This window comes from Terrabacter sp. FW104-15G4B (genome assembly GCF_058790095.1).
The window spans coordinates 116,030-137,472 of sequence record NZ_JBYTCI010000007.1; the positions used below are offsets into that span (position 1 = coordinate 116,030).

The window sequence follows — 21,443 nt, forward strand, 5'->3', positions numbered from 1 at the left end:
GTGCGGCCGTCGTCGGCATATCGTGACTGCGTGACGAGTATCGGACGCCTCATGCTGGCGCAGGTCAAGTCGTTCGGCTCGCGCAACGCCTGCCTGTCCGCCGGTGACCTGCCCGGCGGACCGTGGACGGCGCGTGGCGGCCGGACCTACCGCACCGGGGCGAGCGGCAGCACGACCGGGGCGATCACCCGGGCCCGGGCGATGCGCTCGGTCACGAGCGTGCGTGGCTACCAGGAGCTCGGCCGCGCCGACCTGTTCATCCAGGTCATCCCGTTCGCGTCTGCTGACGACGCGCGCGCCGCGTTGGCGGAGCTGCGGGCCCTGCCGCGGACCATGCCGCAGAGCAGGGGACTCTCCGACGTCGGCGAGCTGCGGGCCGTCACACCACCTGAGGTGGCCGGCACAGCCCACGTCGAGGCGGCGGAGCAGCCGTTCGTCCTCGACGGCGAGCACTCACGCACCCTGACGTTGTGGTGCGTGGTCGGCAGCACGGTCATCGTGGCTGCGCTGGGGGGTCGTTCGGAGGCGGTGCGGTGGCCGCAGCTGGTCCAGGTCGTCGAGGCCCAGGCCGCCGCCCTCAGCTGACCGACGAGGCGCGTCAGGCGCGGCCCAGGAAGCGGCCGAGGAAGCCCGAGCCCTGAGCCTTCGCCTGCTGCTCGTGGCCCGGACAGCGCTGGCCCGCGGGCACGTTGCGCATGACCTGGTCGACGTGCCGGCCGCAACCGGCCCACGTCGTCCTGCCGCAGGTCCTGCAGGTGACCGCTCGGCACATGGACGCTCTCCTTCATCGTCTTTTACCCCAGGGGGTATGCGTTGGCGACCACGATAGTCGGTGGTCACGGGACGCGCCAACCGTCAATCGGCACAAGTGCTGATCGCATGAGCAGTTCGTCCGCCGGACGAACGCTGCTCATTCGACTGGGGTGGGGCCGTGATCGCGCTGGAGGCGGTCGGTCAGCGTTCGCGCCAGTCGGGGCCCAGGCGCACGACATCGCCCACGACGACGACGGCCGGCGCCTGCACACCACGGGCGCGGGCGAGCTCGGCGATGGTGTCGACGGTTCCGACAGTCGTGCGCTGCTCGGGCGCGAAGCCGCGCTCGACGACCGCGACGGGGCAGTCCGCCGACCGGCCGTGCTCGACGAGCAGCTCTGTCGTGCGAGCCAGCTGGGTGACGCCCATCAGTAGCACCAGGGTGTGGTCGCCGCCGGTCGGCAGCACCGGGATGTCCTCGTGCCCGGTGACGACCGTGAAGCCGCGCGCCACCCCGCGATGGGTCACCGGTATGCCGGCTGCCGCGGGCACGCTCACCGCGCTGGTCACGCCGGGCACCACCTCCACGGGTATGCCGTGTGCCTCGCACGCGTCGCGCTCCTCGCCGCCGCGCCCGAGCACGTACGGGTCGCCTCCCTTGAGACGTACGACGCCGAGTCCACGCTGCGCCTCCTCCACGAGGAGGTCGTTGATCCGCGACTGCGGCACCGGGTGGTTGCCCGGCGTCTTGCCGACGTCGATGACGCGCACCGATGCGGGTAGCCGGTCGACGACGGCCCGAGGGGCGAGCCGGTCGACGACGACGACGTCCGCCGAGGCGAGCAGTTCGTGGCCCCGGGCCGTCAGCAGGCCGTCGGTGCCCGGGCCGCCGCCGACAAGGGCGACCCAGCCGCGCCGGCCGTGAGTGCGCGTTCGGCGCAGATCCAGCGCGCCCGAGACGAGCGCCCGCTCCACCCCGTCGCGGACCGTCACGGCCAGACCGGGGTCGCCCGCGGCATACGCGGCGACGGTGACGCGGCCGTCCGGGGTGGTCACGTCGGCACGGGCGGCGACGCTGGCGGTGGTCCCGGCCGCGCCGGTCGCGTCGACGCACCAGACGCGCAGGGCCTCGGCGTCGGCGGCGACCTCGCGGTCGACGGACGGCTCGCCCGTCGCGGTGTGGGCGAACCACGCGCCGTCGAGGTCGGCGGGGCCGGCGTAGTCGCGCCCGACCCAGTCGACGCGTCCGGCCACAGCGAGGTCGCGGAGGTCCTCGCAGAGCCACGGCGAGACGACCCGCACCACCGCGCCTTCGTCGAGGAAGGCCCGGACCCGGCGCGCGGACACCGGCCCGCCACCGACCGCGACGACGAGACGGCTGGTCAGGTCGAGCACGACCGGCAGCGCGGGCTTCAGATGTCCCATGCCTCGTCGCCTTCGGGCTCGGTCGGGGCCGGGGCCGCCGAGGGGAGGGTCGCACCGACCATGCCGGCAGCAACCGTGCGCCCGTCGTGGGCGTCGATGAGCAGGAACGAGCCGCCGCGTCGCGAGGTCGAGTAGTTCTCGACCGGGACGGGACCTGCCAGTCGCAGAGTCACGAGGCCGATGTCGTTGAGGGACAGGGCTTCCGACGCAGCCGTGCGGAGGTCGTCGAGGTCGAGGGCGCCGTCGAGTGAGCGAACCGCCGTCTGAACCGTTCGCGACCCGTGCTTGAGCAGGAGGCGCTGGCCGGGCCGCAGCGGCGCGTCGCCCAGCCAGCAGACGACGGCCTTGATGTCCTGCGTCGGTTCGGGGGCGTCGGCAGCGGCGGCGATGACGTCACCGCGCGAGATGTCGATCTCGTCGGCCAGGCGCAGGGTCACCGACTGGGGCGCGAAGGCCTCCTGAAGCTGACGCTCGCCGAGGTCGATGCCCGCGACGGTCGTGCGGCGACCCGAGGGGAGGGCCACCACCTCGTCACCGACGCGCACGACACCCGAGGCCACCTGGCCGGCATACCCCCGGTAGTCGCGGTGGGCCTCGTCGCGCGCTGCGCCCTGCGGGCGGATGACGAGCTGCACCGGCATCCGGAAGGACTCGTGAGCCGGGTCGTCGGACGGCGGAAGCGCCTCGAGCAGCTCGAGCAGGCTGGGGCCGGAGTACCACGGGGTGCGCGCCGAACGCTCCGCGATGTTGTCGCCGTCGAGGGCGCTGACCGGGACCGCGATGGCGTCGACGACGCCGAGCTCGCGGGCGACGGCCTGCACCTCGGCCTCGACACGGGCGTAGACCTCCTGCGAGAAGTCGACGAGGTCGATCTTGTTGACGGCGACGACGACGTGCGGCACGCGCAGGAGCGCCGTGACTGCGAGGTGGCGCCGGGTCTGCTCGAGGACTCCCTTGCGGGCGTCGACGAGCAGCACGACGACGTCCGCGGTGGACGACCCGGTGACGGTGTTGCGGGTGTACTGCACGTGGCCGGGGCAGTCGGCGAGGACGAACGAGCGGTTGGCGGTCGCGAAGTAGCGGTAGGCGACGTCGATGGTGATGCCCTGCTCGCGCTCGGCGCGCAGACCGTCGGTGAGCAGGGCCAGGTCGGCGGCGGTCAGGCCGCGGTCACGACTGACGCGCTCGACGGCGGCGAGCTGGTCGGAGAGGACCGACTTCGTGTCGTGGAGCAGGCGGCCGACGAGGGTCGACTTGCCGTCGTCGACGGAGCCTGCGGTCGCGAGCCGCAACAGGGTGCTCATCTCAGGGTGTCCTTGTCTTGGGGCCCCCGCGAAGTATCGGAGCGAGGGACGAGCGGAGAGCTTCGTGGGGAGCTCAGAAGTAGCCCTCCTTCTTGCGGTCCTCCATGGCGGCCTCGGAGATCCGGTCGTCGGCGCGCGTGGCGCCGCGCTCGGTCAGGGTCGAGGCAGCGACCTCGAGGACGATGTCGGCGTTGGTGCGGGCCGCGGACTCGACGGCGCCGGTGCACGACATGTCACCGACGGTCCGGTAGCGCACCAGGCGCCGCTCGACGGACTCGTCGTCGCGCGGCCGGCTCACCGGCCCGACCGCGAGCCACATGCCGTCGCGGCGGAAGACCTCGCGCTCATGGGCGTAGTAGAGCGGTGCGAGCGGGATGTCCTCGCGCTCGATGTAGCGCCAGATGTCGACCTCGGTCCAGTTGCTGATCGGGAACACGCGAACGTGCTCGCCGGGGCGGTGCCTGGGGTTGAAGAGGTTCCACAGCTCGGGGCGCTGGTTCTTGGGGTCCCACTGGCCGAACTCGTCACGGAGCGAGACAATCCGCTCCTTGGCGCGCGCCTTCTCCTCGTCGCGCCGGCCGCCGCCGAAGACCCCGTCGAAGCGGTGCTCGTTGATGGCGTCGAGCAGCGGCACGGTCTGCAGCGGGTTGCGGGTGCCGTCGGCCCGCTCGCGCAGCCGGCCGTCGTCGATGTAGTCCTGCACGCTTGCGACGACGAGCCGCAGGCTGAGCCGCTCGACGGTCTCGTCGCGGTAGGCGAGGACCTCCGGGAAGTTGTGACCCGTGTCGACGTGCAGCACCGGGAAGGGGATCGGCGCCGGCCAGAAGGCCTTTGCCGCGAGGTGCAGCATGACGACGGAGTCCTTGCCGCCGCTGAAGAGCAGGGCGGGCCGCTCGAGCTCGCCGGCCATCTCACGGATGACGAGGATCGACTCTGCCTCGAGCGCGTCGAGGTGCGTCAGGCGCCGCTCGTCCGCTGCGTCCGTCGCTGTGGTCTGGGGCTGCAGGGTCGTCGTCATGTGTGGAGTCCGCACTCGGTCTTGGCGAAGCCGGCCCAGCGGCCGGCGCGAGGGTCCTCGCCGGGCTCGACCCGGCGCGTGCACGGCTCGCACCCGATGGACGGGTAGCCGTCGGAGAGAAGGGAGTTGACCTCGACCCGGTGCTCGGCGGCATACGCAAGCAGCTCGTCGAAGGTCCACGCCGCCAGAGGGTTGATCTTGACGAGGCCGTTCTTGGCGTCCCACGTCACGAGCGGCGTGTCGGCGCGGCTAGGGCCCTCCTCGCGGCGCACGCCGGTCACCCACGCCTCGTAGAGCGGGAGGGTGCGGGCAAGCGGCTCGACCTTGCGCATCTGGCAGCACAGGGCCGGGTCACGCTCGTAGAGGCGGGCGCCGTACTTCTCGTCCTGCTCGGCGACGGTGAGCTCCGGGAGGACGTCGACGACGGTGATCGGCAGCTCCTCGGCGACGATGTCGCGGGTCACCATCGTGTCGGAGAAGTGGTAGCCGGTGTCGAGGAAGAGGACGTCGACCCCAGGCGCGAAGCGCGAGACGACATGCGGTAGAACGGCATCCGCCATCGAGCAGGCCACCGCGAGGCTGCCGTCGAAGTGGAAGGCCGCCCAGGCCGCGACCTCGTCGGCGGTCGGCTCGCGCTCCGGGTCGGCGGCGAGCGTCGCGTTGAAGTCGTCGACGATGGCCTTGAGCTCGGCCTCGGATCGCCGCTTGCGCGGCACCTGGGGGGTGGCGAGGGACACGGTCGTCATACCAGCGCTCCTTCCTCTGCTCGGGCAGTCCACTGGGAGAAGGTCTCGCCGTCTTCGCGCTCGGCGACGAAACGGCGCACGACGCGCTCGACGTAGTCGGGTAGGCCGTCGACCGCCACCTTGAGGCCGCGGACGGTGCGCCCGAGGCCGGCCTCGTCACGGTCGGCGGACGCCAGGCCGCCACCGAGGTGCACCTGGAAGCCCGGCACCTGCTCGCCGTCGATGGTGACGAGCTGGCCCTTGAGCCCGATGTCCGCGGTCTGGATGCGGGCGCACGAGTTCGGGCAGCCGTTGATGTTGAGCAGGATCGGGGCATCGAGCGAGCCGTCCTCGACGAGGTCGGCCAGCCGCTGCTCCAGCTCGGCGATGGCGTCGGTGGCCGTCTGCTTCGTCTCGACGATGGCGAGCTTGCAGTACTCGATGCCGGTGCAGGCCATCGTCGTGCGGCGGAAGGGGCTGGGCTTCGCCGTGAGCCCCAGCCCCTCGAGCCCCGCGACGAAGTCGTCGACGCGGGCGGCGGGCACCCCGAGGATCACGAGCTTCTGGTGGGCGGTGAGCCGCACCGCGGTCGCTCCATGGGACTCGACGAGGTCGGCGAGGCGGGTCAGCAGGGTGCCGCTGATGCGGCCCACCGTCGGAGCGGCTCCGACGTAGTAGTCGCCGTCCTTCTGCCGGTGCACGCCGACGTGGTCACCGGGGCCGGTGGCCGGTGCGGGCGGCGGACCGTCGGGCAGCGGGCGTCCGAGGTACTCCGTCTCGAGCACCTCGCGGAACTTTGCCGGACCCCACTCCGCGAGCAGGAACTTCAGGCGCGCCTTGTTGCGCAGCCGGCGGTAGCCGTAGTCGCGGAAGATCGAGATGACCCCGTGCCACACGTCGACGGCGTCGTCCTCGGAGACGAAGACGCCGAGGCGCTCTGCCAGGCGCGGGGAGGTCGACAGGCCGCCGCCGACCCAGAGGTCGTAGCCGGGGCCGAGCTCGGGGTGGATGACCCCGACGAGCGAGATGTCGTTGATCTCGTGGACGACATCGAGGCTCGGGTGCCCGGTGATGGCGGTCTTGAACTTGCGGGGCAGGTTGGACAGGTCGAGGTCGCCGAGGTACTTCTCGGTGATCCGGGCGATGACGGGCGTCGGGTCGATGATCTCGTCCGCCGCGACGCCGGCCACGGGGCTGCCGAGGAAGCCGCGCGGGGTGTCACCGCACGCCTCCGTCGTCTGCAGGCCGACCGACTCCAGACGCCGCCAGATCTCAGGCACGTCCTCGATGCGCACCCAGTGGTACTGGAGGTTCTGCCGGTCCGTGATGTCGGCGCTGTCGCGGGCGAAGTCGGTGGAGATGCCGCCGAGGACGCGCAGGCGCCCGGGCGTCAGGGCCTGGCCGTCGCTGCGGACCCGGAGCATGAAGTAGCGGTCGCTCAGCTCGTCGTCGCTCAGCTGGGCCGTGCGCCCGCCGTCGATCCCCGGACGGCGCTGGGTGTAGAGGCCCCACCAGCGGAAACGGCCCGAGAGGTCGTGCGTCGGGATGGAGTCGAAGCCGTCGCGGGAGTAGATCTGCTCGATGCGCTCGCGCACGTTGAGCCCGTTGTCCTCGAGCTTCCAGGTCTCGTTGCCGTTCAGCGGCTCGGGGCCGTCGACCTTCCACTGCCCGTTGGAACGGCCGGCGCGGGGCGGTCGCGTGCTCGGGCGGGTGGTCCCGGTCGAGGAGTCGGTGACGGTCATGTAATCGAATGTATAACTGCCGATTATCCGGACCCACCCAGGTCCAGAGTGCGGCCCTTTCCCACCGGACGAGTGGGAAAGGCCACCTCGACCCGATCGACCGCTTGCGTATGCCGTGCGCAGCGGGCCGCTCGTCAGGGCCCGGCCAGCTGGCCGGAGTCGACGGCCTCGACGATACCGAGCACCGTCGCGAGGTACCGCTGCGAGTGGTTGTAGGACAGGATCGACGCACGCAAGTCCGCCGGTCGCGACAGGTCCCCGACACCGGCGCAGAGGTAGTTCGCCGCCGCGAGCGCGGCATCCTCGATGTTCTGCGGGTCGTTGACGCCGTCGCCGTTGCCGTCAGCACCCCAGAGGCGCCACGTGGCAGGGATGAACTGCATCGGGCCCACGGCGTGGTCCCAGACAGAGTCGCCGTCCCAGCGGCCCCGGTCGGTGTCCCGTATCGCCGCGAACGAGCCACCCGTGAGCGCGGGCCCGATGACCGGAGGGACGGCGTCGTGCGCCGTGTCCAGCCGTCGCCCACGTAGCGAGGACGACTCCACCTCCCCGATGGCGGCCAGCAGCATGACCGGCAGCTTGCAGCGGCCCTCGCGCTCGGCTGCGGAGGCGTAGGCAGCCCAGATGATCTCGTCCTTGCTCTGCGCGGCCCTCGTGCCGGTGGTCTTCGACGGCACCCGGACGGCAGTGGGGACCTGGATGGGCGCCTTGGGCTGCCACGGCGTGGGGTCGCTGCTCGACCCGCCTCCCGGCTCGAGCGAAGCCGCCGAGGGCGGGCTCGCCCCCTCGACGGACAGGACCGCCGCGACGCGTATCTCGTCGAAGAACGGGAGCACGAGGTCGCCGGTCACCGACCCGAATCCGGGGCTGGCGGGTGCCGGCGACATGGTCGACGGACCCGGCGCTCCCGGAACCAACGGCGGCAGCAGCGGCGCGGGCGTCGGCGTCGGCACCGGAGGCGCACTGTCGGCAAAGGCTGACGGCGCCGCTGCGCCGACCACGGCGGCAGCGGCGAGCGACAGTGCCGCGGCCACCGCGGCGGTCAGCCGTCGCTCCCTCCGGCGTGCCATGTCCGCCCCTCCCCCGGCGGCACCAGGCCGCTCCTGCTCACCAGTACAGCGTGGAAACCCCCGCCCCGGCGACGAACACCGACAACCGCTGGGAGGGTGACCATTCTGCCCTGATGTCGCGGGCGTCGGTCAGTGGGCCTTCACGGCCAGGACGGCGCACGGCGCGTCGAGCAGGACCTGCTGCGACGTGCTGCCGGCGACCAGCTTGCCGACGGGGGAGCGCCGGCGGACCCCGATGACGACCAGGTCCGCGTCGACCTCGTCTGCCGTGGCGAGGATCTCGTCCGCCGCTGAGCGGCCGGTCGTGGGCTGGCGCACCTGGTGGGCGATGTCCGCGTCCGCCAGCTGCAGGTCGATCGTGTCGATGTCCTCGGCGGTGGCGAAGGTGGCATCGGCGTAGTTGCCGTCGCGGCCGGTGTTGACGACGGTGAGATGCGACCGGCCCTCCTGGGCAAGCCCGATGGCGGCATCGAGGGCAGCAACGCCCTCGGGGGTCGGGATGTAGCCGACGACGATCCTGGCGAACATGCTTCTCCTACGGGCTGGCTCCCGAGCGGGGCCACCGGGGAGGCGGCCCCGCTCGGCGAGGATGACTGACTACTGCTCGAGCTTCATCGCGCCCGTCATGATCGCGACGCCGTCGGTCATGGAGTGGGAGGACGGGGTGATGACGCCGGCTCGCCCGCCCAGCCGTTGGACGTGGATCCGGTCGGCGACCTCCCACACGTGGGGCATGTTGTGCGAGATGAGGATGATCCCGAGGCCCTTGTCACGCAGCTGACGGATCATCTCCAGCACCTGGTTGCCCTCCCTGACCCCGAGGGCCGCGGTGGGCTCGTCGAGGATGACGACCTTGCCGCCGAAGGCGGCGGCGCGGCTCACGGCCACGGCCTGTCGCTGACCACCCGAGAGCGTCTCGACGGCCTGCGCCATGTTCTGGATCGTCTGGATCCCCAGTCCCCGCACCGACTCTCCGGCGCGCACCCGCATCCCCTTCTTGTCGAGCATCCGGAGGACCGAGCCGAGGGGTCCCGGCCGTCGCTCCTCGCGCGCGAGGTAGAGATTGCTGGCGATGTCGAGGGCCGGGATGACCGCCAGCTGCTGGTAGACCGTCTCGATGCCGGCATCACGGGCGTCCTGAGGACGTTTGAAGTGGACGACCTTGCCGTCGAGGCGGATCTCTCCCGAGTCCGGCTCGAGGGCGCCGCTCAGGCACTTGATGAGGGTCGACTTGCCGGCGCCGTTGTCGCCGATGACCGCGAAGACCTCGCCGGGGTAGAGATCGAGGTCCACGCCGTCGAGCCCGACGACCCGGCCGAAGGTCTTCACCAGGCCGCGTGCCGAGAGCACCGGATCACCTCTGTCGCCGTTCGGTTCGGACGTCGCCAGCACCCCGCGATGCTCGACGGCTGTGTCCGTGGTGGTGGGTACGGCGTCTGTGCTCATGCCTTGACCTTCCTGATCCACTGGTCGACCGAGACGGCGACGATCACGAGCACACCCGTCGCGAGGACCCGGTACTGCTGGTCGATGCCGGCGAGTGACAGGCCGAACGCCAGCGACTGGACGATCAGCGCACCGATGAGGGTGCCGACGAGCCGACCGCGCCCACCGAAGAGGCTCGTGCCACCGATGACCACAGCGGTGATGCTGCTGAGGTTCGCATCCACGATGGCGTTGGGCGTGGCTGCACCCGAACGTCCGATGAGCACCCACGCGGCGAACCCGTAGATGAGCCCCGCGACGGTGTAGACGGCGAGCAGCACGCGCCCGGTCGCCACGCCGGAGAGGCGCGCAGACTCGCGGTCGTCGCCGACGGCATACACGTGGCGCCCCCAGGCGGTCTGCGACAGCGCGAAGCCCACGATGGCGTACATCACCCCGACGGCCACCACGCCCCACGTCAGCCGGAAGCCGCCTCGTGGGCCGAAGCCCTCCCCGAGGACGTTGAGCAGCCCCGGCAGGTGATCCGCCTGGATGCTAGAGCCGCCCGAGTAGAGCAACGCGAGGGCCGTGAAGATGCTGAGGGTGCCGAGGGTGACGATGAAGGGCGGCAGGTTGAGCCGCGTCACGAGCAGGCCGTTGAGCAAGCCGGCCGCCACGGCCAGGGCCAGGCCGACGAGCAGGGCCAGAACCGCGTTGAGGCCGCCGTCCTTGGCCAGGGTGGCCATCACCATCATCGACAGGATGGCGATCGCCCCGACGGACAGGTCGATGCCCGCGGTCAGGATGATGAGGGTCTGGCCGATGGCGAGGGCGGCGATGACGGCGGTCTGCTGGAGCAGCAGGCCGAGCGACGACGCCGACGCGAAACGCGAGTTCAGCAGCGTGAAGGCGATGAACGCGACGACGAGGATGAAGAGCGGGCTCAGCCACGGGTAGCCGTGCAGCACGTGCTGGATGCGCTGGAGCGGGCTCTGCTGCCGCCGAGCGAACTCGGCGGCAGCCGACTGGGACGCCATGGCTCAGTTGCCCCAGCAGATCTTCAAGGCCTGGTCGGAGGTGATGGAGTCGACCCCTTCGACCTTCTTGTCGGTCACGAGCGCGACCCCGGTGTTGTAGAAGTCGAGGCCCGGAGACACGGACGGCTTGGCACCACCGGTGGCGACCTTGGCGATGGCCTCCATGCCGAGGGTGGCCATCTTCAGCGGGTACTGCTGGGCCGTCGCGCCGATGACGCCGTCCTTGACCGACTTCACGCCGGCGCAGCCTCCGTCGACGGAGACGATGAGGGCCGTCTTGCCCTGGGCCTTCAGTGCCCCGTTGGCGCCGACGGCCGTGGGCTCGTTGATCGTGTAGACGAGGTTGATGTCGGGGTTCTTCGAGAGGCACTTCTCCATGGCGGTGCGCCCGCCGTCCTCGGCGCCCTGTCCGGCCTCGTTGCAGACGATGGTGTAGTCGCCGCCCTTGCCGCCGGTGTACTTGCCGGTCTTGTCCTCGTCACCGTTCTTCTTCGGGTCCTTGACGTCGATGCCCATGCCCTCGAGGAAGCCCTGGTCACGGTTGTAGTCGACCGAGACGATCTTGTCGTTGAAGAGGTCGAGCAGCGCGATGGTGGCCGGCTTGCCGGCGAGCTGGGCTGCCGCCCACTGGCCGTCGAGCTTGCCGGCCTGGCGGTTGTCCGTGGCGAAGGTGATGTCGACCGTGTTGGCAGGGTCCGGGGGCGTGTCGAGGGCGATGACGTAGAGCCCCGCGTCGCGGGCCTTCTTCATCGCCGCGTTGACGCCCGTGCTCATCGGCGTGATGAGGATGCCCTTGTCACCTCGGGCGACGGAGTCCTCGATCGCGGTGATCTGACCCGCGTCGTCGCCCTCCGCCTTGCCGGAGGCCACGGTGAGGCTCACGTTGTTCTTGTCCGCGTCTGCCTTCGCGCCCTTCTGCATGGCCACGAAGAAGGGGTTCGTCGAGTCCTTCGTGATGAGGGCGACGCCAACCTTGTCGCCGGATCCAGCGGTGCCTCCGCCGCCAGACCCGGAGCCCGAGTCGGACCCGCAGGCAGCCGCCCCGAGCAGGACGGAGCAGCTGGCGACTGCGACGAGAGCGCGCCGGCCGAGGCGGCGCGTGGACGGGGGAGGGGATGTGCGCTGCATGGACGTGACCTCTCTGTCATACGTCATCGTTCGACAACGTTGTCATGTCGATTTATAGGGTGCACTTGCCCTCACGTCAAGGGATCCGGTACTAATCGCAACGTGGATGAGACAACGATGTCCGATTTCGGCCCCGGTGCCCGGCGCCGCGCCCTGTCCAGCGCGACCCGGCCGGTCACGCGCGCGACGATGAAGGATGTCGCGGCCCTCTCCGGGGTCAGCCTCAAGACGGTCTCGCGGGTCGTCAACCGAGAGCCGGGCGTCTCCGACGCCGTCCGGGAACGGGTCGAGAAGGCGGTCGCCCGGCTCGACTACACCCACAACGTCCACGCCAGCAACCTGCGCCGGTCGGGCGGTCGCACGGGGACGATCGGCGCGCTCTTCCAGGACATCAGCAACAGCTTCTCGGCGAGCCTGCTGCGCTCGCTGGAGGACGTCGCGAGGACCCAGCACACTGCCGTGCTGGCAGCGAGCCTCGACGAGGAGCCGGACCGTGAGATCGCCCTCGTACGAGGCCTGGTCGCGCGTCGCGTCGACGGCCTCGTGCTCATGCCGGCCACGTCTCGGCAGGAGTACCTCGCCCCCGAGCTGCGGGCGGGACTGCCCATGGTCTTCGTCGACCGCCTGCCCCACGGCGTCGACGCGGACTCGGTGACCGTCGACAACGTGCTCGGTGCGCGCCACGCGGTCGAGCACCTCGTCCGGCACGGACACCGGAGGATCGCCATGCTGAGCGACCTGTCCAACATCCAGACGGCGACGGACCGCCTGCGCGGCTACCGCGAAGTGCTCCAGGTTGCCGGCATCCCGGCGGACGGCGCCCTCGAGGTGGTCGACCTGCGCACCCCCGAGGCGGCCAGTGAGGCCGTGCGCCGCCTCTACCGCAGCAACTCTCCCCCGACCGCGGTGTTCGCCGGGCGCAACGACCTGGCCATCGGGGCCGTCAGGGCGCTTCGGTCGCTCGGGCTGGTGCACAAGGTCGCGGTCGTCGGCTTCGACGACTTCCCGCTCGCCGACCTGGTCGACCCGGCCCTGACCGTGGTCCGCCAGAACGTCGCCCAGATCGGTGCAGAGGTCGGTCGGCTGCTCTTCTCGCGGATCGCGGGTGACACCTCGCCCCCGCGGCGCGTCATCATCGAGCCGACGCTCGTCATGCGCGGGTCAGGAGAGATCCCCCCGGCCTGACCGGCGCCGCTGCGCCCAACGGAGTCGGACCGGCTGCCCCGGGCGCAGCTGCGCGGCCCGGGACACCGACGCCCTGGTCAGCACCGCGACGACGGGATAGCCACCCGTCACCGGGTGGTCGGCGAGGAAGACGACGGGCTCACCACCCGGAGGGACCTGCACCGCCCCGGCGACGAGGCCCTCACTCGGGAGCTCGCGCTCGGCATACGCCTCACTCCTGCGGATCTGCTTGCCCTCCAGTCGTATCCCCACACGATTGCTCCTCGGGGAGACGGTCCACGCCGAGTCCTCGACGCCCGTGAGATCGCACCAGTCGGCCCGAGGGCCAGGATCCACGAGAAGCACGACCTCGCCGCCCGCCGGCGCTTGCTGCGGCGCCACCTCGACGAGAGGGAACGCTGCGGGCGGCCGTCCCACGGGCAGCACGTCCCCGACGGCTGGCGCCGGTGGGCCGATCTGTGCCAGCGTGTCGGTCGACCGCGACCCGAGCACGGGGGCGACCGCGACGCCGCCGCGCACGGCGAGCCACGTCCGCAGGCCCGCGGCAGGAGCGCCGAGAGTGAGCACCTGCCCGTCGGTCAGGGCGACCGGTGCGGCTTGGGGAACGGGCCGGCCGTCGACGTCGGCCCGGCACTCGGCGCCGGTGAGGGCCACGAGCAGGTCACCCCGGGCGCGCACCCTCAGGCCGCCGAGCGTGACCTCGAGCGAGGCCGGGGCGGCCGCCGCGGGAGGTGGGTGGGTGGCGTCCAGCAGATGCCCCACCAGGCGCAGTCCGAGCAGGTATGCCGTGGGGTCGGCGGCGCCGGAGGGCCCGACTCCCATGCCGGCCAGACCCGGCCGGCCCAGGTCCTGGACGAGGGTGAGCGGGCCGGTGGCGAGCACCTCGAGTGCGGGCGACGAGCCAGGCGCGAGACTTCGGGCTGCGGTCTGCTGGGTGGTCAGCGGGGCTGTCGGCGGCGAGGTCGAGGCCTGCGCCGCCTCTGCGACGAAGCGGACCCGGCGGCCGGGAGCGAGCAGGGCAGGCGGGTTGCGGTCGACGTCCCAGAGCACGGCGTTGGTGGTGCCGATGAGCTGCCAGCCGCCGGGCGAGTCCCGAGGGTAGATGCCGCTGAACTCGCCTGCGAGCGCGACGGATCCGGCCGGCACGCGGATGCGCGGCTCGGTGCGACGGGGGACCTGAAGACGCGGGTCCCCGTCGACCAGGTAGGCGAATCCCGGTGCGAAGCCGCCGAATCCGACCCGCCAGGTGCGTCCCGTGTGCGCCTCCACCACCTCCTCGCGAGTGAGGCCGGTGAGGCGTGCCACCTCGTCGAGGTCGGGCCCGTCGTAGCGCACCGCGACCTCGACGACCTCACCCGCAGCGGCCTCGACGGCGTCCGCGGCCGCGGCGGCGGCGGGCTCCACCGCCGCAGCTTCCTCGACGCACTCGCGCGCCACCTGTGCCCACCTGTCGGCGTCGGCGAGCGTGACGAGCACGGTGCGGGCTCCGACGACGAGGTCGTCAACCGCGGCCCAGACGCCGTGACCGCGGCCCACGAGCGCTGCCAAGTGCGCCCGCAAAGCCAGGGCGGCAACGGTGTCCGAGACCTCGACGAGCAGGGCTGCGCCGCCGATCGGCAGCGCCCGCGCCTCCACGCTCAGCCCACGAAGGGGCGAATCTCGACGCCCGACTCCTCGAGTGCCGCACGCACGGCTCTCGCCATGACGACGGCACCGGGGGTGTCGCCGTGGATGCACACGGACTCGGCCCGAACCTCGACGTCCGTGCCGTCTACCGCGGTCACGACGCCTTCTAGCGCGAGCCGGACCACCCGCGCCGCCACCTCTGCGGGTTCGAGGAGCACGGCGCCAGGCTCGGTTCGCGGGACGAGCCGACCCTCGGGCGTGTAGGCGCGGTCGGCGAAGGCCTCCGTGACGGGGCGGAGCCCGGCGTCGGCGGCGAGCTCCAGCATGAGGCTCTGGGGCAGGCCGAGGACCGGTAGTGAGCTGTCGACTGCCACCACGGCCTCGATGATGGCCCGCGCCTGGCCCTCGTGGTGGACGACTGCGTTGTAGAGGGCGCCGTGGGGCTTGACGTAGGCCACCCGGGTGCCCTCCACCTGAGCCGCCGCCGACAGGGCACCGAGCTGGTAGATGATGTCGGCGGACAGCTCGTCCGGCGGGACGTCCATGAAGCGCCGGCCGAAGCCCACGAGGTCGTGGTAGCCCACTTGGGCGCCGACGACGACGCCCCGCTCGGCCGCATACCGGCACGTCGTGCGCAGGGTGAGCGGGTCCCCGGCGTGGAAGCCGCAGGCGACGTTGGCGCTGGTCACGACGTTGAGCACGGCGGCGTCGTTGCCGAGCGTCCAGGCGCCGTAGGACTCACCGACGTCGGCGTTGAGGTCGAGGCGCATCAGCGGGACCCAAGTCACTTCAGGCCGGAGTAGAAGTCGGGCAGGCGCTTCTCGTATGCCGTCAGCAGCTCGCGCGCGACCGTCACCGAGTCGACGAGCGGGTGGAGCGCAAAAGCCTGCACCGCAAGGGATCTCGACTGCTCGACGGCCGCACGGATGACGAGCTCGTCGACCGCCTTGACCTGCTGCACCAGCCCGAGCGCATGGCCGGCGAGCGGGCTCACCGCCACCGGCACCGGTCCGGCTGCGTCCACACGGCACGGCACCTCGACGACGGCATCGTCGGGGAGGCCGGCGACCGCGCCGCCGCCGCGGACGTTGAGGATGAGCCGGGCGGGCTCGTCGCGCGCGATGGCCGCCATCAGCGCCAGCGCCACGCCCTCGTAGCCGCCACCCTCCACGTCGGCCGCGGAGCGCTCGTGGGCCTGCCCGTCGTCGTCCTCCCGCGTCTCCTGCATGTAGGTGGCGTTGCGTTCCCGGCGCACCGCGTCCCAGCGCTCCCAGGCCTCACCGGGCGCGGCCGCCACGTCCGTGTAGAAGCCGGCCTGCTGCCCGACGAGGAACTCACCCCGCGTCTGGTCCGCGCCGGCGATCTGCGCGATCGCGTCACGCGTGAAGTAGTAGTAGAAGAGGTACTCGTTGGGCAGCGAGCCGAGCGAGCGCAGCCAGTCGGTGCCGAAGAGCTGCCCCTCCTCGATCCCGCCGAGCGCCACCTCGTCGGCAAGCAGGTCGGGCAGCAGGTCACGCCCGTCGAGTCGCAGGCCGGTGAGCCACCCGAGGTGGTTGAGGCCGGCATAGTCGATCTCGAGGTCGTCGAGGTCGCGGCCGAGGGCGCCGGCGGCCCGCTTCGCGAGACCGAGCGGTGAGTCACAGATCCCGACGACGCGATCGCCGAGCACCGACTGCATGGCCTGCGTCACGAGCCCGGCCGGGTTGGTGAAGTTGATGACCCACGCGTCGGGCGCCAGACGGCGTACGCGTTCGGCCACGTCGAGCGCGACCGGCACCGTCCGCAGGCCGTAGCCGACGCCACCGGGACCGGTCGTCTCCTGGCCGAGCAGCCCCAGGTCGAGGGCGATCCGCTCGTCGGCGGTGCGCCCCTCGAGGCCACCGACCCGCATCGCCGAGAAGACGAAGTCCGCGCCCGCGAGCGCCGCGTCCAGGTCGGTGGTCGCGCTCACGGAGGGCGGTGCCACCGCGACGCCGCCCTGCGTGGCCGCCTGGGCCGAGAGGACGCCGCGCATGACGTCGAGCCGGGTGGCGTCGACGTCGTGCAGGACCACCTCGGTGACCCGGCGGTCGGCCGTGTCACTCAGCAGCGCACCGTGGACGAGCGGCACGCGGAAGCCGCCCCCGCCGAGGATGACCAGCTTCATAGCGACACCACCATCGGACCGTACCAAGACCTGCGGGCCGAGCCACGCGAGCGCGACGGACCGCCCAGCGTCAGGGCGCCTGGTGGCCGCTCGAGGGGGACAGCGGGTACGCGTGCACGACCGCCTCGGTCAGCTTCGGCACGACAGCGATCAGCGTGCGTTCGGCGCGGTGCGCCAGATCGTGCGCCTCACGCAGCGACAGGTCGGCGGCGACGTCGAGGACCGCGTCAGCGATGACCTCGTGCCCGACCCAGCGCATCCGCAGCCGGCGGACCCCGAGCACGCCGGCCGAGTCGCGAAGGGCCACCTCCGCCCGCTCGACGACCTCGGGGTCGACCCCGTCCAGCAACCGGCGAAAGACGTCACGGGCCGTCGTGCGCAGGACCAGAACGATGGCGAGCGTGATGGCGAGGCCGACGACGGGGTCGGCCCAGCTCCACCCGATCGCGACGCCCCCGGCGCCGATGAGGACCGCGAGCGACGTCAGACCGTCGGTGCGCGCGTGGTACCCGTCCGCCACGAGCGCCGCCGAGCCGATGGCCTTCCCCTCCCGGATCCGGAAGAGCGCCACGACCTCGTTGCCCACGAAGCCGACCAGCCCGGCGACGGCGACCCAGCCGAGGTGGTCGACGGGCGCGGGGTCGAGCAGCCGGCGCACCGCCTCCCAGCCGGCGATCACGGCGGACAGCGCGATCATCGCGACGACGAAGAGGCCCGCGAGGTCCTCGGCGCGCCCGTAGCCGTAGGTGTAGCGACGGGTCGCAGCCCGCCGGCCCAGCAGGAACGCGATCCACAGCGGCACCGCCGTCAGGGCGTCGGAGAAGTTGTGGATGGTGTCGGCCAGCAGGGCGACCGAGCCGGAGAGGAGGACCACGACGAGCTGGAGCACCGCCGTCACCGCCAGGCCCACGAGACTGATCCGCACGGCGCGTATGCCTCGGGCGCTGGACTCCAGGGCCGAGTCGATGGAGTCCGCGGGGTCGTGCGAGTGCGGGGTCAGGGCATGCCGGACGCGGGCGATCCACCCCGACCCGTGGTCGTGGTCGTGGTCGTGGTGGTGGTGGTGGTCATGCTCGTGCCCGTGGTCATGCTCGTGCCCATGGTCGTGGTCGTGGTCGTACGCCTGGTCGGGCGGGGTGGTCGACGCCATGGACCGAGCCTATCTGCACATGTGCGAAGGTATGCAGGCAGTAGGGTCTCGTCATGCACGCCCACCTGCCGGACCTCTCGATGCCCACCGACGAGCAGGCCGCCCTGGCCGCCGAGACCTTCCGCATGCTGGCCGACCCGACGCGCATCAAGCTGCTGTGGGCCCTGCTCCAAGGGGAGTCCTCGGTCTCCTGCCTCGCGGACCTCGCCGCGGTGAGCCCGACCTCCGTGAGCCAGCACCTGGCGAAGCTGCGCCTGGCCGGTCTCGTGCACGGCCGTCGCGAGGGCACCTTCGTCTACTACGCCGCCGCCGACGCCCACGTGCACGCCCTGCTGGCGGAGGCCCTCTTCCACGCCGACCACGCCGATCAGGACCTCGGCACGGAGGCCGACCACCAGCACCGGATGTCAGGCGCGACCCACAGCCGCTGACCGGGCACGCCCCACGGCATACGCAAGTCGGGATATCGCGGCGAGTCGCGCGCGACGATGCGAGACCATGGACGCGTGCCGGCCCACCACACGTTCGACCCGCTCGCGTCCCGTCGCACCGCCGACGAGCCGCCACTGGACGTGTTCGTCTGGGGCACGGTCTTCCTCGACATGATCTTTGCCGGATTGCCGAACGCCCCCAAGCCGGGCACCGAGGTGTGGGCCGACGGGCTCGCCTCCTGCCCCGGCGGCATCGCCAACCTCGCCATCGCGACCCGCCGCCTCGGCCTGCGCACCGGCCTCGCCGCGGCCTTCAGCGACGACGACTACGGCGACTTCTGCTGGCGCACCCTCGAGGAGCAGGAGGAGATCGACCTCAGCCGCAGCCGCCGCTTCGCCGACTGGCACAGCCCCGTCACGGTCTCGATGTCGGTCGACCGGGACCGCAGCATGGTCTCGCACGGCCACCCCTCGCCGGTGCCGGCGAGCGAGCTCATCGGTACGCCCCCGCGGTCCCGCGCCGTCATGGTCGACCTCGGCGAGGACGAGCTCTGGGGGGCCGGCGGCCGCACGTGGATCGACCAGGCCCGCGACGACGGCGCCCTCGTCTTCGCCGACGTCGGCTGGGACCCGGCGGAGCAGTGGTCGCCGCACGTGCTCGACCGTCTAAACCGCTGTGACGTGTTCATGCCGAACGCCGTCGAGGCCATGGCCTACACCGGCACGCGGTCCCCGCTCGAGGCGGTGTGGGCATTGGCCGATCGGGTGCCCGTCGCGATCGTCACCGACGGGGCCGACGGCGCGCTGGGTGTCGACGCCCGCACCGGGGAGGAGGCCCGCGTCCCGTCGCTGCGCGTGCAGGAGGTCGACCCGACCGGCGCCGGCGACGTCTTCGGTGCCGCGGTGCTCGTCGGCACCCTCGCCGAGTGGCCCCTCGAGCAGCGGATGGCCTTCGCCAGCCTGTGCGCCGGCCTGGCCCTCCAGCAGTACGGCGGCTCCCTGGCCGCACCGGGCTGGGGTGACCTCGCCGACTGGTGGACCGCGCTGGTCTCGAGTCCGAGCCCTGACGCGTACCACCGCTCGCTGCGGCGCCGCTTCGCCTTCCTCGACGAGATCGTGCCCCGCGTCCCGGTCACTGCCTGCCGGCGCGCGACCGCGACGATCGCCCGGCGCGCTGACGTGCACCCGGCCGACTGACCGCCGGACGATCCGGTCCGTCCGGGCAAGATGGTGCGGTGACCGACCTCCCCGCGGACGTGCGCGACCTCAGCGACCTGGACCTGCACCGTGCGGAGGTGCAGGACTGGTCCGTCGCCTCGGACTCCTTCTCGTGGACGCTGCTGGCCGGCGACACCGAGCGGGGCCACGAGCTGGCCCACATCACCTACGTCGGTGCCGTCGTGCTCCACACCAACCGGCGCGACCTCGACCGCGCCGTCGCGGCCGCCGCCGAGGTGGAGCGGTCCGAGCTGGTGCAGACCGCCGACGGCGGCTTCGAGCACCGGGTCACGCTCGTGCCCGACTACGCGCTCGTCGTGCGCTTCTGGAGCGTCGAGGTACGCCGTATGCCGGCCCCCGACCACCTGCGCCGCCGCCGCTGAGCGGGCGGCTCAGGCAGCCCCGCGCCACACCGCATACGCCGTCAGTCGCCGGCGATGCCGGTGCGCTCGACGCCCTCGACGATCCAGCGCTGGAGGAAGAGGAACATCAGCAGCAGCGGCACGATCGCGACGAGCGCCGCCATGAAGAGCTGGCTGACCTCCACCGACTGCGCAGTGAGGAACGTGGACAGCGCGATCTGCACCGTCCACGACTCCTGGTCGCGGCCGATCACGAGCGGCCAGAGGAAGGCGTTCCAGGAGCCGATGAAGGTGATCGTGCCGATGGCTGCGACGAAACCCATCGAGTTCGGGACGACGATCTTCCAGAAGGTGCCCCAGTAGCCGAGGCCGTCGATGAAGGCGGCCTCCTCGATCTCCTTCGGGAAGCCGAGGAAGAACTGACGGAACAGGAACGTCGCCAGCGCCTGGAAGAGACCCGGGATGATGAGGCCGCGCAGCGTCGAGATCCAGCCGAGGGTCGAGACGAGGACGAAGCTCGGCACGAACGTCACGGCTGCCGGAATGAGCAGCGTCGCGGTGATCGAGTAGAAGACGGCGTTGGACCAGCGGTAGGGGATGCGGGCCAGGCCGTAGCCCGCCAGCCCGGAGACGACGAGCACGCCGACCGTCTGCGTCACCGCGATGAGGCCGGAGTTGAGCAGGCTGCGCGCCATCGGGATCGCCGGGTTGGCGAAGAGGCCGGTGAGGTTCGAGGTCTCCCACTGCGGCGGCAGCCAGTTGAAGTCGGGCGAGCCGAGGTCCTGCTCGCGCATGAAGGCGCTGCGCAGGAGGAGGTAGAAGGGGATCAGGAAGAGCACGGCTCCGAGCGCGAGGGCGCTGTAGCGGGCCCAGCCCGTGACGCGGGACTGCCGCTTGCTGCGGACGATCGCCATCAGTCGCCCCTGTCGCCGAGTCGGAGGATGCGGCCCTGCGCCACCGCGATGACGGCGATGATCAGGGTGAGGATGACGGCGCCCGCGGACCCGTGGCCGAAGTCCTGGCCCGAGCCGAGCGCCGTGTAGTAGAGGTAGACGAGCGGCGGCCGCGCGTAGGGCGGGTAGGTGCCGAACGTCGACAGGATGTTGTAGAACTCGTCGAACGCCTGGAACGCGTTGATGAGCAGGAGCAGCAGCACCGCGGTCGACGTGGCGCGCAGCTGCGGCAGGGTGATGTGGCGGAAGACCTTCCACCCCTCGGCGCCGTCGATCGCGGCCGCCTCGTAGAGCGTCGGGCTGATCCGCTGGATGCCGGCGAGGAAGAGGATCATGTAGAAGCCGACCTGCAGCCAGAGGCGCGCCGTCACGATGACGAGCCAGTACCACGGCGGGTTGGCCAGGCTCAGCCACGGCACGGAGTCGGCGCCGAACCAGCCGAGCACCGCGTTGGCCAGGCCCGAGCGGATGCCGCTGAAGATCGACATCTTCCAGATCAGCGCCGCCACGACGTAGGAGCACGCCGTCGGCAGGAAGAAGACCGACCGGAAGAACGACTGCATGACGCGGGTGCGCGCGACGAGCAGGGCTGCGCCGAGGGAGACCACGAAGGTCGTCGGCACGATGAAGACGGCGAACGCGAGGAAGGTCAGCAGGCTGCTGCGGAACGCCGGGTCGCGCACCATGTCGAGGTAGTTGCCGGCGCCGACGAACTTCGTCGGCGTGACGGTGTTGTACGACTCGA

General features: G+C 71.6%; 22 protein-coding genes. 5 read left to right on the plus strand and 17 right to left on the minus strand.

Annotated elements, in window-relative coordinates:
- The first annotated feature begins 30 nt into the window (after positions 1-30).
- Positions 31-585 (plus strand): hypothetical protein, encoded by a 555-nt coding sequence (locus AC3WRT_RS08120; protein ID WP_492720968.1) that lies wholly within the window; start codon positions 31-33, stop codon positions 583-585.
- Between the two features lie 13 nt (positions 586-598).
- On the opposite strand, the gene AC3WRT_RS08125 is transcribed toward AC3WRT_RS08120, so the two are convergent.
- The 11 genes from AC3WRT_RS08125 to AC3WRT_RS08175 form a co-directional block, all read right to left on the minus strand.
- Positions 599-772, minus strand: a complete 174-nt coding sequence (locus tag AC3WRT_RS08125; RefSeq protein ID WP_492720969.1) for a DUF8730 family Cys-rich protein — start codon at positions 770-772, stop codon at positions 599-601.
- Positions 773-954: 182 nt separating this feature from the next.
- Positions 955-2,178 (minus strand): uroporphyrinogen-III C-methyltransferase, encoded by a 1,224-nt coding sequence (gene cobA, locus AC3WRT_RS08130; RefSeq protein WP_492720970.1) that lies wholly within the window; start codon positions 2,176-2,178, stop codon positions 955-957.
- Positions 2,166-3,482, minus strand: coding sequence for a sulfate adenylyltransferase subunit 1 (locus AC3WRT_RS08135; RefSeq protein ID WP_492720971.1), 1,317 nt, complete (start codon positions 3,480-3,482; stop codon positions 2,166-2,168). The genes cobA and AC3WRT_RS08135 overlap by 13 nt, the downstream gene beginning before the upstream one ends.
- A 73-nt stretch (positions 3,483-3,555) precedes the next feature.
- Entirely contained in the window at positions 3,556-4,500 is a 945-nt protein-coding gene (cysD, locus tag AC3WRT_RS08140; protein ID WP_492720972.1) for a sulfate adenylyltransferase subunit CysD, read from the minus strand.
- A complete protein-coding gene (locus AC3WRT_RS08145; RefSeq protein ID WP_492720973.1) occupies positions 4,497-5,246 on the minus strand; it encodes a phosphoadenylyl-sulfate reductase in 750 nt (249 codons plus the stop codon). The genes cysD and AC3WRT_RS08145 overlap by 4 nt, the downstream gene beginning before the upstream one ends.
- Positions 5,243-6,967 (minus strand): nitrite/sulfite reductase, encoded by a 1,725-nt coding sequence (locus AC3WRT_RS08150; protein WP_492720974.1) that lies wholly within the window; start codon positions 6,965-6,967, stop codon positions 5,243-5,245. The genes AC3WRT_RS08145 and AC3WRT_RS08150 overlap by 4 nt, the downstream gene beginning before the upstream one ends.
- A gap of 134 nt (positions 6,968-7,101) precedes the next feature.
- Entirely contained in the window at positions 7,102-8,037 is a 936-nt protein-coding gene (locus AC3WRT_RS08155; protein WP_492720975.1) for a lytic transglycosylase domain-containing protein, read from the minus strand.
- A gap of 129 nt (positions 8,038-8,166) precedes the next feature.
- On the minus strand, positions 8,167-8,565 hold the full coding sequence (locus AC3WRT_RS08160; RefSeq protein ID WP_492720976.1) for a universal stress protein: 399 nt from the start codon (positions 8,563-8,565) through the stop codon (positions 8,167-8,169).
- Between the two features lie 69 nt (positions 8,566-8,634).
- Complete coding sequence (locus tag AC3WRT_RS08165; protein WP_492720977.1) at positions 8,635-9,483, minus strand: ATP-binding cassette domain-containing protein; 849 nt, start codon at positions 9,481-9,483, stop codon at positions 8,635-8,637.
- On the minus strand, positions 9,480-10,499 hold the full coding sequence (locus AC3WRT_RS08170; RefSeq protein WP_492720978.1) for an ABC transporter permease: 1,020 nt from the start codon (positions 10,497-10,499) through the stop codon (positions 9,480-9,482). Before AC3WRT_RS08170 ends, AC3WRT_RS08165 begins: the two co-directional genes overlap by 4 nt.
- 3 nt (positions 10,500-10,502) lie before the next feature.
- Positions 10,503-11,627 carry a substrate-binding domain-containing protein gene (locus tag AC3WRT_RS08175; RefSeq protein WP_492720979.1) on the minus strand — a complete coding sequence of 375 codons (1,125 nt, stop codon included), beginning with the start codon at positions 11,625-11,627 and terminating at the stop codon, positions 10,503-10,505.
- Between the two features lie 117 nt (positions 11,628-11,744).
- Between AC3WRT_RS08175 and AC3WRT_RS08180 the strand changes: the two genes are divergently transcribed.
- Positions 11,745-12,812, plus strand: a complete 1,068-nt coding sequence (locus AC3WRT_RS08180; protein ID WP_492720980.1) for a LacI family DNA-binding transcriptional regulator — start codon at positions 11,745-11,747, stop codon at positions 12,810-12,812.
- Here the strand turns inward: AC3WRT_RS08180 and AC3WRT_RS08185 are convergent.
- From AC3WRT_RS08185 to AC3WRT_RS08200, 4 genes are all read right to left on the minus strand, one after another.
- The gene (locus AC3WRT_RS08185; protein ID WP_492720981.1) at positions 12,789-14,447 is read right to left on the minus strand and encodes a 5-oxoprolinase subunit B/C family protein; all 1,659 of its coding nucleotides are present in this window, start codon (positions 14,445-14,447) and stop codon (positions 12,789-12,791) included. The two genes, AC3WRT_RS08180 and AC3WRT_RS08185, sit on opposite strands and share 24 nt — an antisense overlap.
- A gap of 2 nt (positions 14,448-14,449) precedes the next feature.
- A complete protein-coding gene (locus AC3WRT_RS08190) occupies positions 14,450-15,208 on the minus strand; it encodes a LamB/YcsF family protein (RefSeq protein WP_492720982.1) in 759 nt (252 codons plus the stop codon).
- Between the two features lie 14 nt (positions 15,209-15,222).
- A complete protein-coding gene (locus tag AC3WRT_RS08195) occupies positions 15,223-16,584 on the minus strand; it encodes a 6-phospho-beta-glucosidase (protein WP_492720983.1) in 1,362 nt (453 codons plus the stop codon).
- Positions 16,585-16,654: 70 nt separating this feature from the next.
- Complete coding sequence (locus AC3WRT_RS08200) at positions 16,655-17,734, minus strand: cation diffusion facilitator family transporter (RefSeq protein WP_492720984.1); 1,080 nt, start codon at positions 17,732-17,734, stop codon at positions 16,655-16,657.
- 53 nt (positions 17,735-17,787) lie between these two features.
- On the opposite strand from AC3WRT_RS08200, the gene AC3WRT_RS08205 reads away from it, so the two are divergent.
- The 3 genes from AC3WRT_RS08205 to AC3WRT_RS08215 are packed head-to-tail and all read left to right on the plus strand — an operon-like array spanning position 17,788 to position 19,766.
- On the plus strand, positions 17,788-18,165 hold the full coding sequence (locus AC3WRT_RS08205; protein WP_492720985.1) for an ArsR/SmtB family transcription factor: 378 nt from the start codon (positions 17,788-17,790) through the stop codon (positions 18,163-18,165).
- Positions 18,166-18,222: 57 nt separating this feature from the next.
- Positions 18,223-19,362: a carbohydrate kinase family protein gene (locus tag AC3WRT_RS08210; RefSeq protein ID WP_492720986.1), complete on the plus strand. Its 1,140-nt coding sequence runs from the start codon at positions 18,223-18,225 to the stop codon at positions 19,360-19,362.
- Between the two features lie 38 nt (positions 19,363-19,400).
- On the plus strand, positions 19,401-19,766 hold the full coding sequence (locus AC3WRT_RS08215; RefSeq protein WP_492720987.1) for a hypothetical protein: 366 nt from the start codon (positions 19,401-19,403) through the stop codon (positions 19,764-19,766).
- A gap of 41 nt (positions 19,767-19,807) precedes the next feature.
- Here the strand turns inward: AC3WRT_RS08215 and AC3WRT_RS08220 are convergent, their stop codons facing one another.
- Together AC3WRT_RS08220 and AC3WRT_RS08225 are read right to left on the minus strand one after the other, a co-directional pair.
- Entirely contained in the window at positions 19,808-20,659 is an 852-nt protein-coding gene (locus tag AC3WRT_RS08220) for a carbohydrate ABC transporter permease (RefSeq protein WP_492720988.1), read from the minus strand.
- On the minus strand, positions 20,659-21,384 hold the full coding sequence (locus AC3WRT_RS08225) for a carbohydrate ABC transporter permease (RefSeq protein WP_492720989.1): 726 nt from the start codon (positions 21,382-21,384) through the stop codon (positions 20,659-20,661). The genes AC3WRT_RS08220 and AC3WRT_RS08225 overlap by 1 nt, the downstream gene beginning before the upstream one ends.
- Positions 21,385-21,443: the final 59 nt, after the last annotated feature.

Excerpts from the sequence above, each read along its gene's own strand:
- AC3WRT_RS08165 (WP_492720977.1), bottom strand. The coding sequence starts at position 9,483 with ATGAGCACAGACGCCGTACCCACCACCACGGACACAGCCGTCGAGCAT.
- AC3WRT_RS08150 (WP_492720974.1), bottom strand. The coding sequence starts at position 6,967 with ATGACCGTCACCGACTCCTCGACCGGGACCACCCGCCCGAGCACGCGA.
- AC3WRT_RS08175 (WP_492720979.1), bottom strand. The coding sequence starts at position 11,627 with ATGCAGCGCACATCCCCTCCCCCGTCCACGCGCCGCCTCGGCCGGCGC.
- AC3WRT_RS08210 (WP_492720986.1), top strand. The coding sequence starts at position 18,223 with ATGCGAGACCATGGACGCGTGCCGGCCCACCACACGTTCGACCCGCTC.
- AC3WRT_RS08195 (WP_492720983.1), bottom strand. The coding sequence starts at position 16,584 with ATGAAGCTGGTCATCCTCGGCGGGGGCGGCTTCCGCGTGCCGCTCGTC.
- AC3WRT_RS08155 (WP_492720975.1), bottom strand. The coding sequence starts at position 8,037 with ATGGCACGCCGGAGGGAGCGACGGCTGACCGCCGCGGTGGCCGCGGCA.
- AC3WRT_RS08160 (WP_492720976.1), bottom strand. The coding sequence starts at position 8,565 with ATGTTCGCCAGGATCGTCGTCGGCTACATCCCGACCCCCGAGGGCGTT.
- AC3WRT_RS08220 (WP_492720988.1), bottom strand. The coding sequence starts at position 20,659 with ATGGCGATCGTCCGCAGCAAGCGGCAGTCCCGCGTCACGGGCTGGGCC.
- cysD (WP_492720972.1), bottom strand. The coding sequence starts at position 4,500 with ATGACGACGACCCTGCAGCCCCAGACCACAGCGACGGACGCAGCGGAC.
- AC3WRT_RS08145 (WP_492720973.1), bottom strand. The coding sequence starts at position 5,246 with ATGACGACCGTGTCCCTCGCCACCCCCCAGGTGCCGCGCAAGCGGCGA.
- cobA (WP_492720970.1), bottom strand. The coding sequence starts at position 2,178 with ATGGGACATCTGAAGCCCGCGCTGCCGGTCGTGCTCGACCTGACCAGC.
- AC3WRT_RS08180 (WP_492720980.1), top strand. The coding sequence starts at position 11,745 with ATGTCCGATTTCGGCCCCGGTGCCCGGCGCCGCGCCCTGTCCAGCGCG.
- AC3WRT_RS08205 (WP_492720985.1), top strand. The coding sequence starts at position 17,788 with ATGCACGCCCACCTGCCGGACCTCTCGATGCCCACCGACGAGCAGGCC.
- AC3WRT_RS08125 (WP_492720969.1), bottom strand. The coding sequence starts at position 772 with ATGTGCCGAGCGGTCACCTGCAGGACCTGCGGCAGGACGACGTGGGCC.
- AC3WRT_RS08225 (WP_492720989.1), bottom strand. The coding sequence starts at position 21,384 with ATGGTGCGCGACCCGGCGTTCCGCAGCAGCCTGCTGACCTTCCTCGCG.
- AC3WRT_RS08170 (WP_492720978.1), bottom strand. The coding sequence starts at position 10,499 with ATGGCGTCCCAGTCGGCTGCCGCCGAGTTCGCTCGGCGGCAGCAGAGC.
- AC3WRT_RS08135 (WP_492720971.1), bottom strand. The coding sequence starts at position 3,482 with ATGAGCACCCTGTTGCGGCTCGCGACCGCAGGCTCCGTCGACGACGGC.
- AC3WRT_RS08200 (WP_492720984.1), bottom strand. The coding sequence starts at position 17,734 with ATGGCGTCGACCACCCCGCCCGACCAGGCGTACGACCACGACCACGAC.
- AC3WRT_RS08190 (WP_492720982.1), bottom strand. The coding sequence starts at position 15,208 with ATGCGCCTCGACCTCAACGCCGACGTCGGTGAGTCCTACGGCGCCTGG.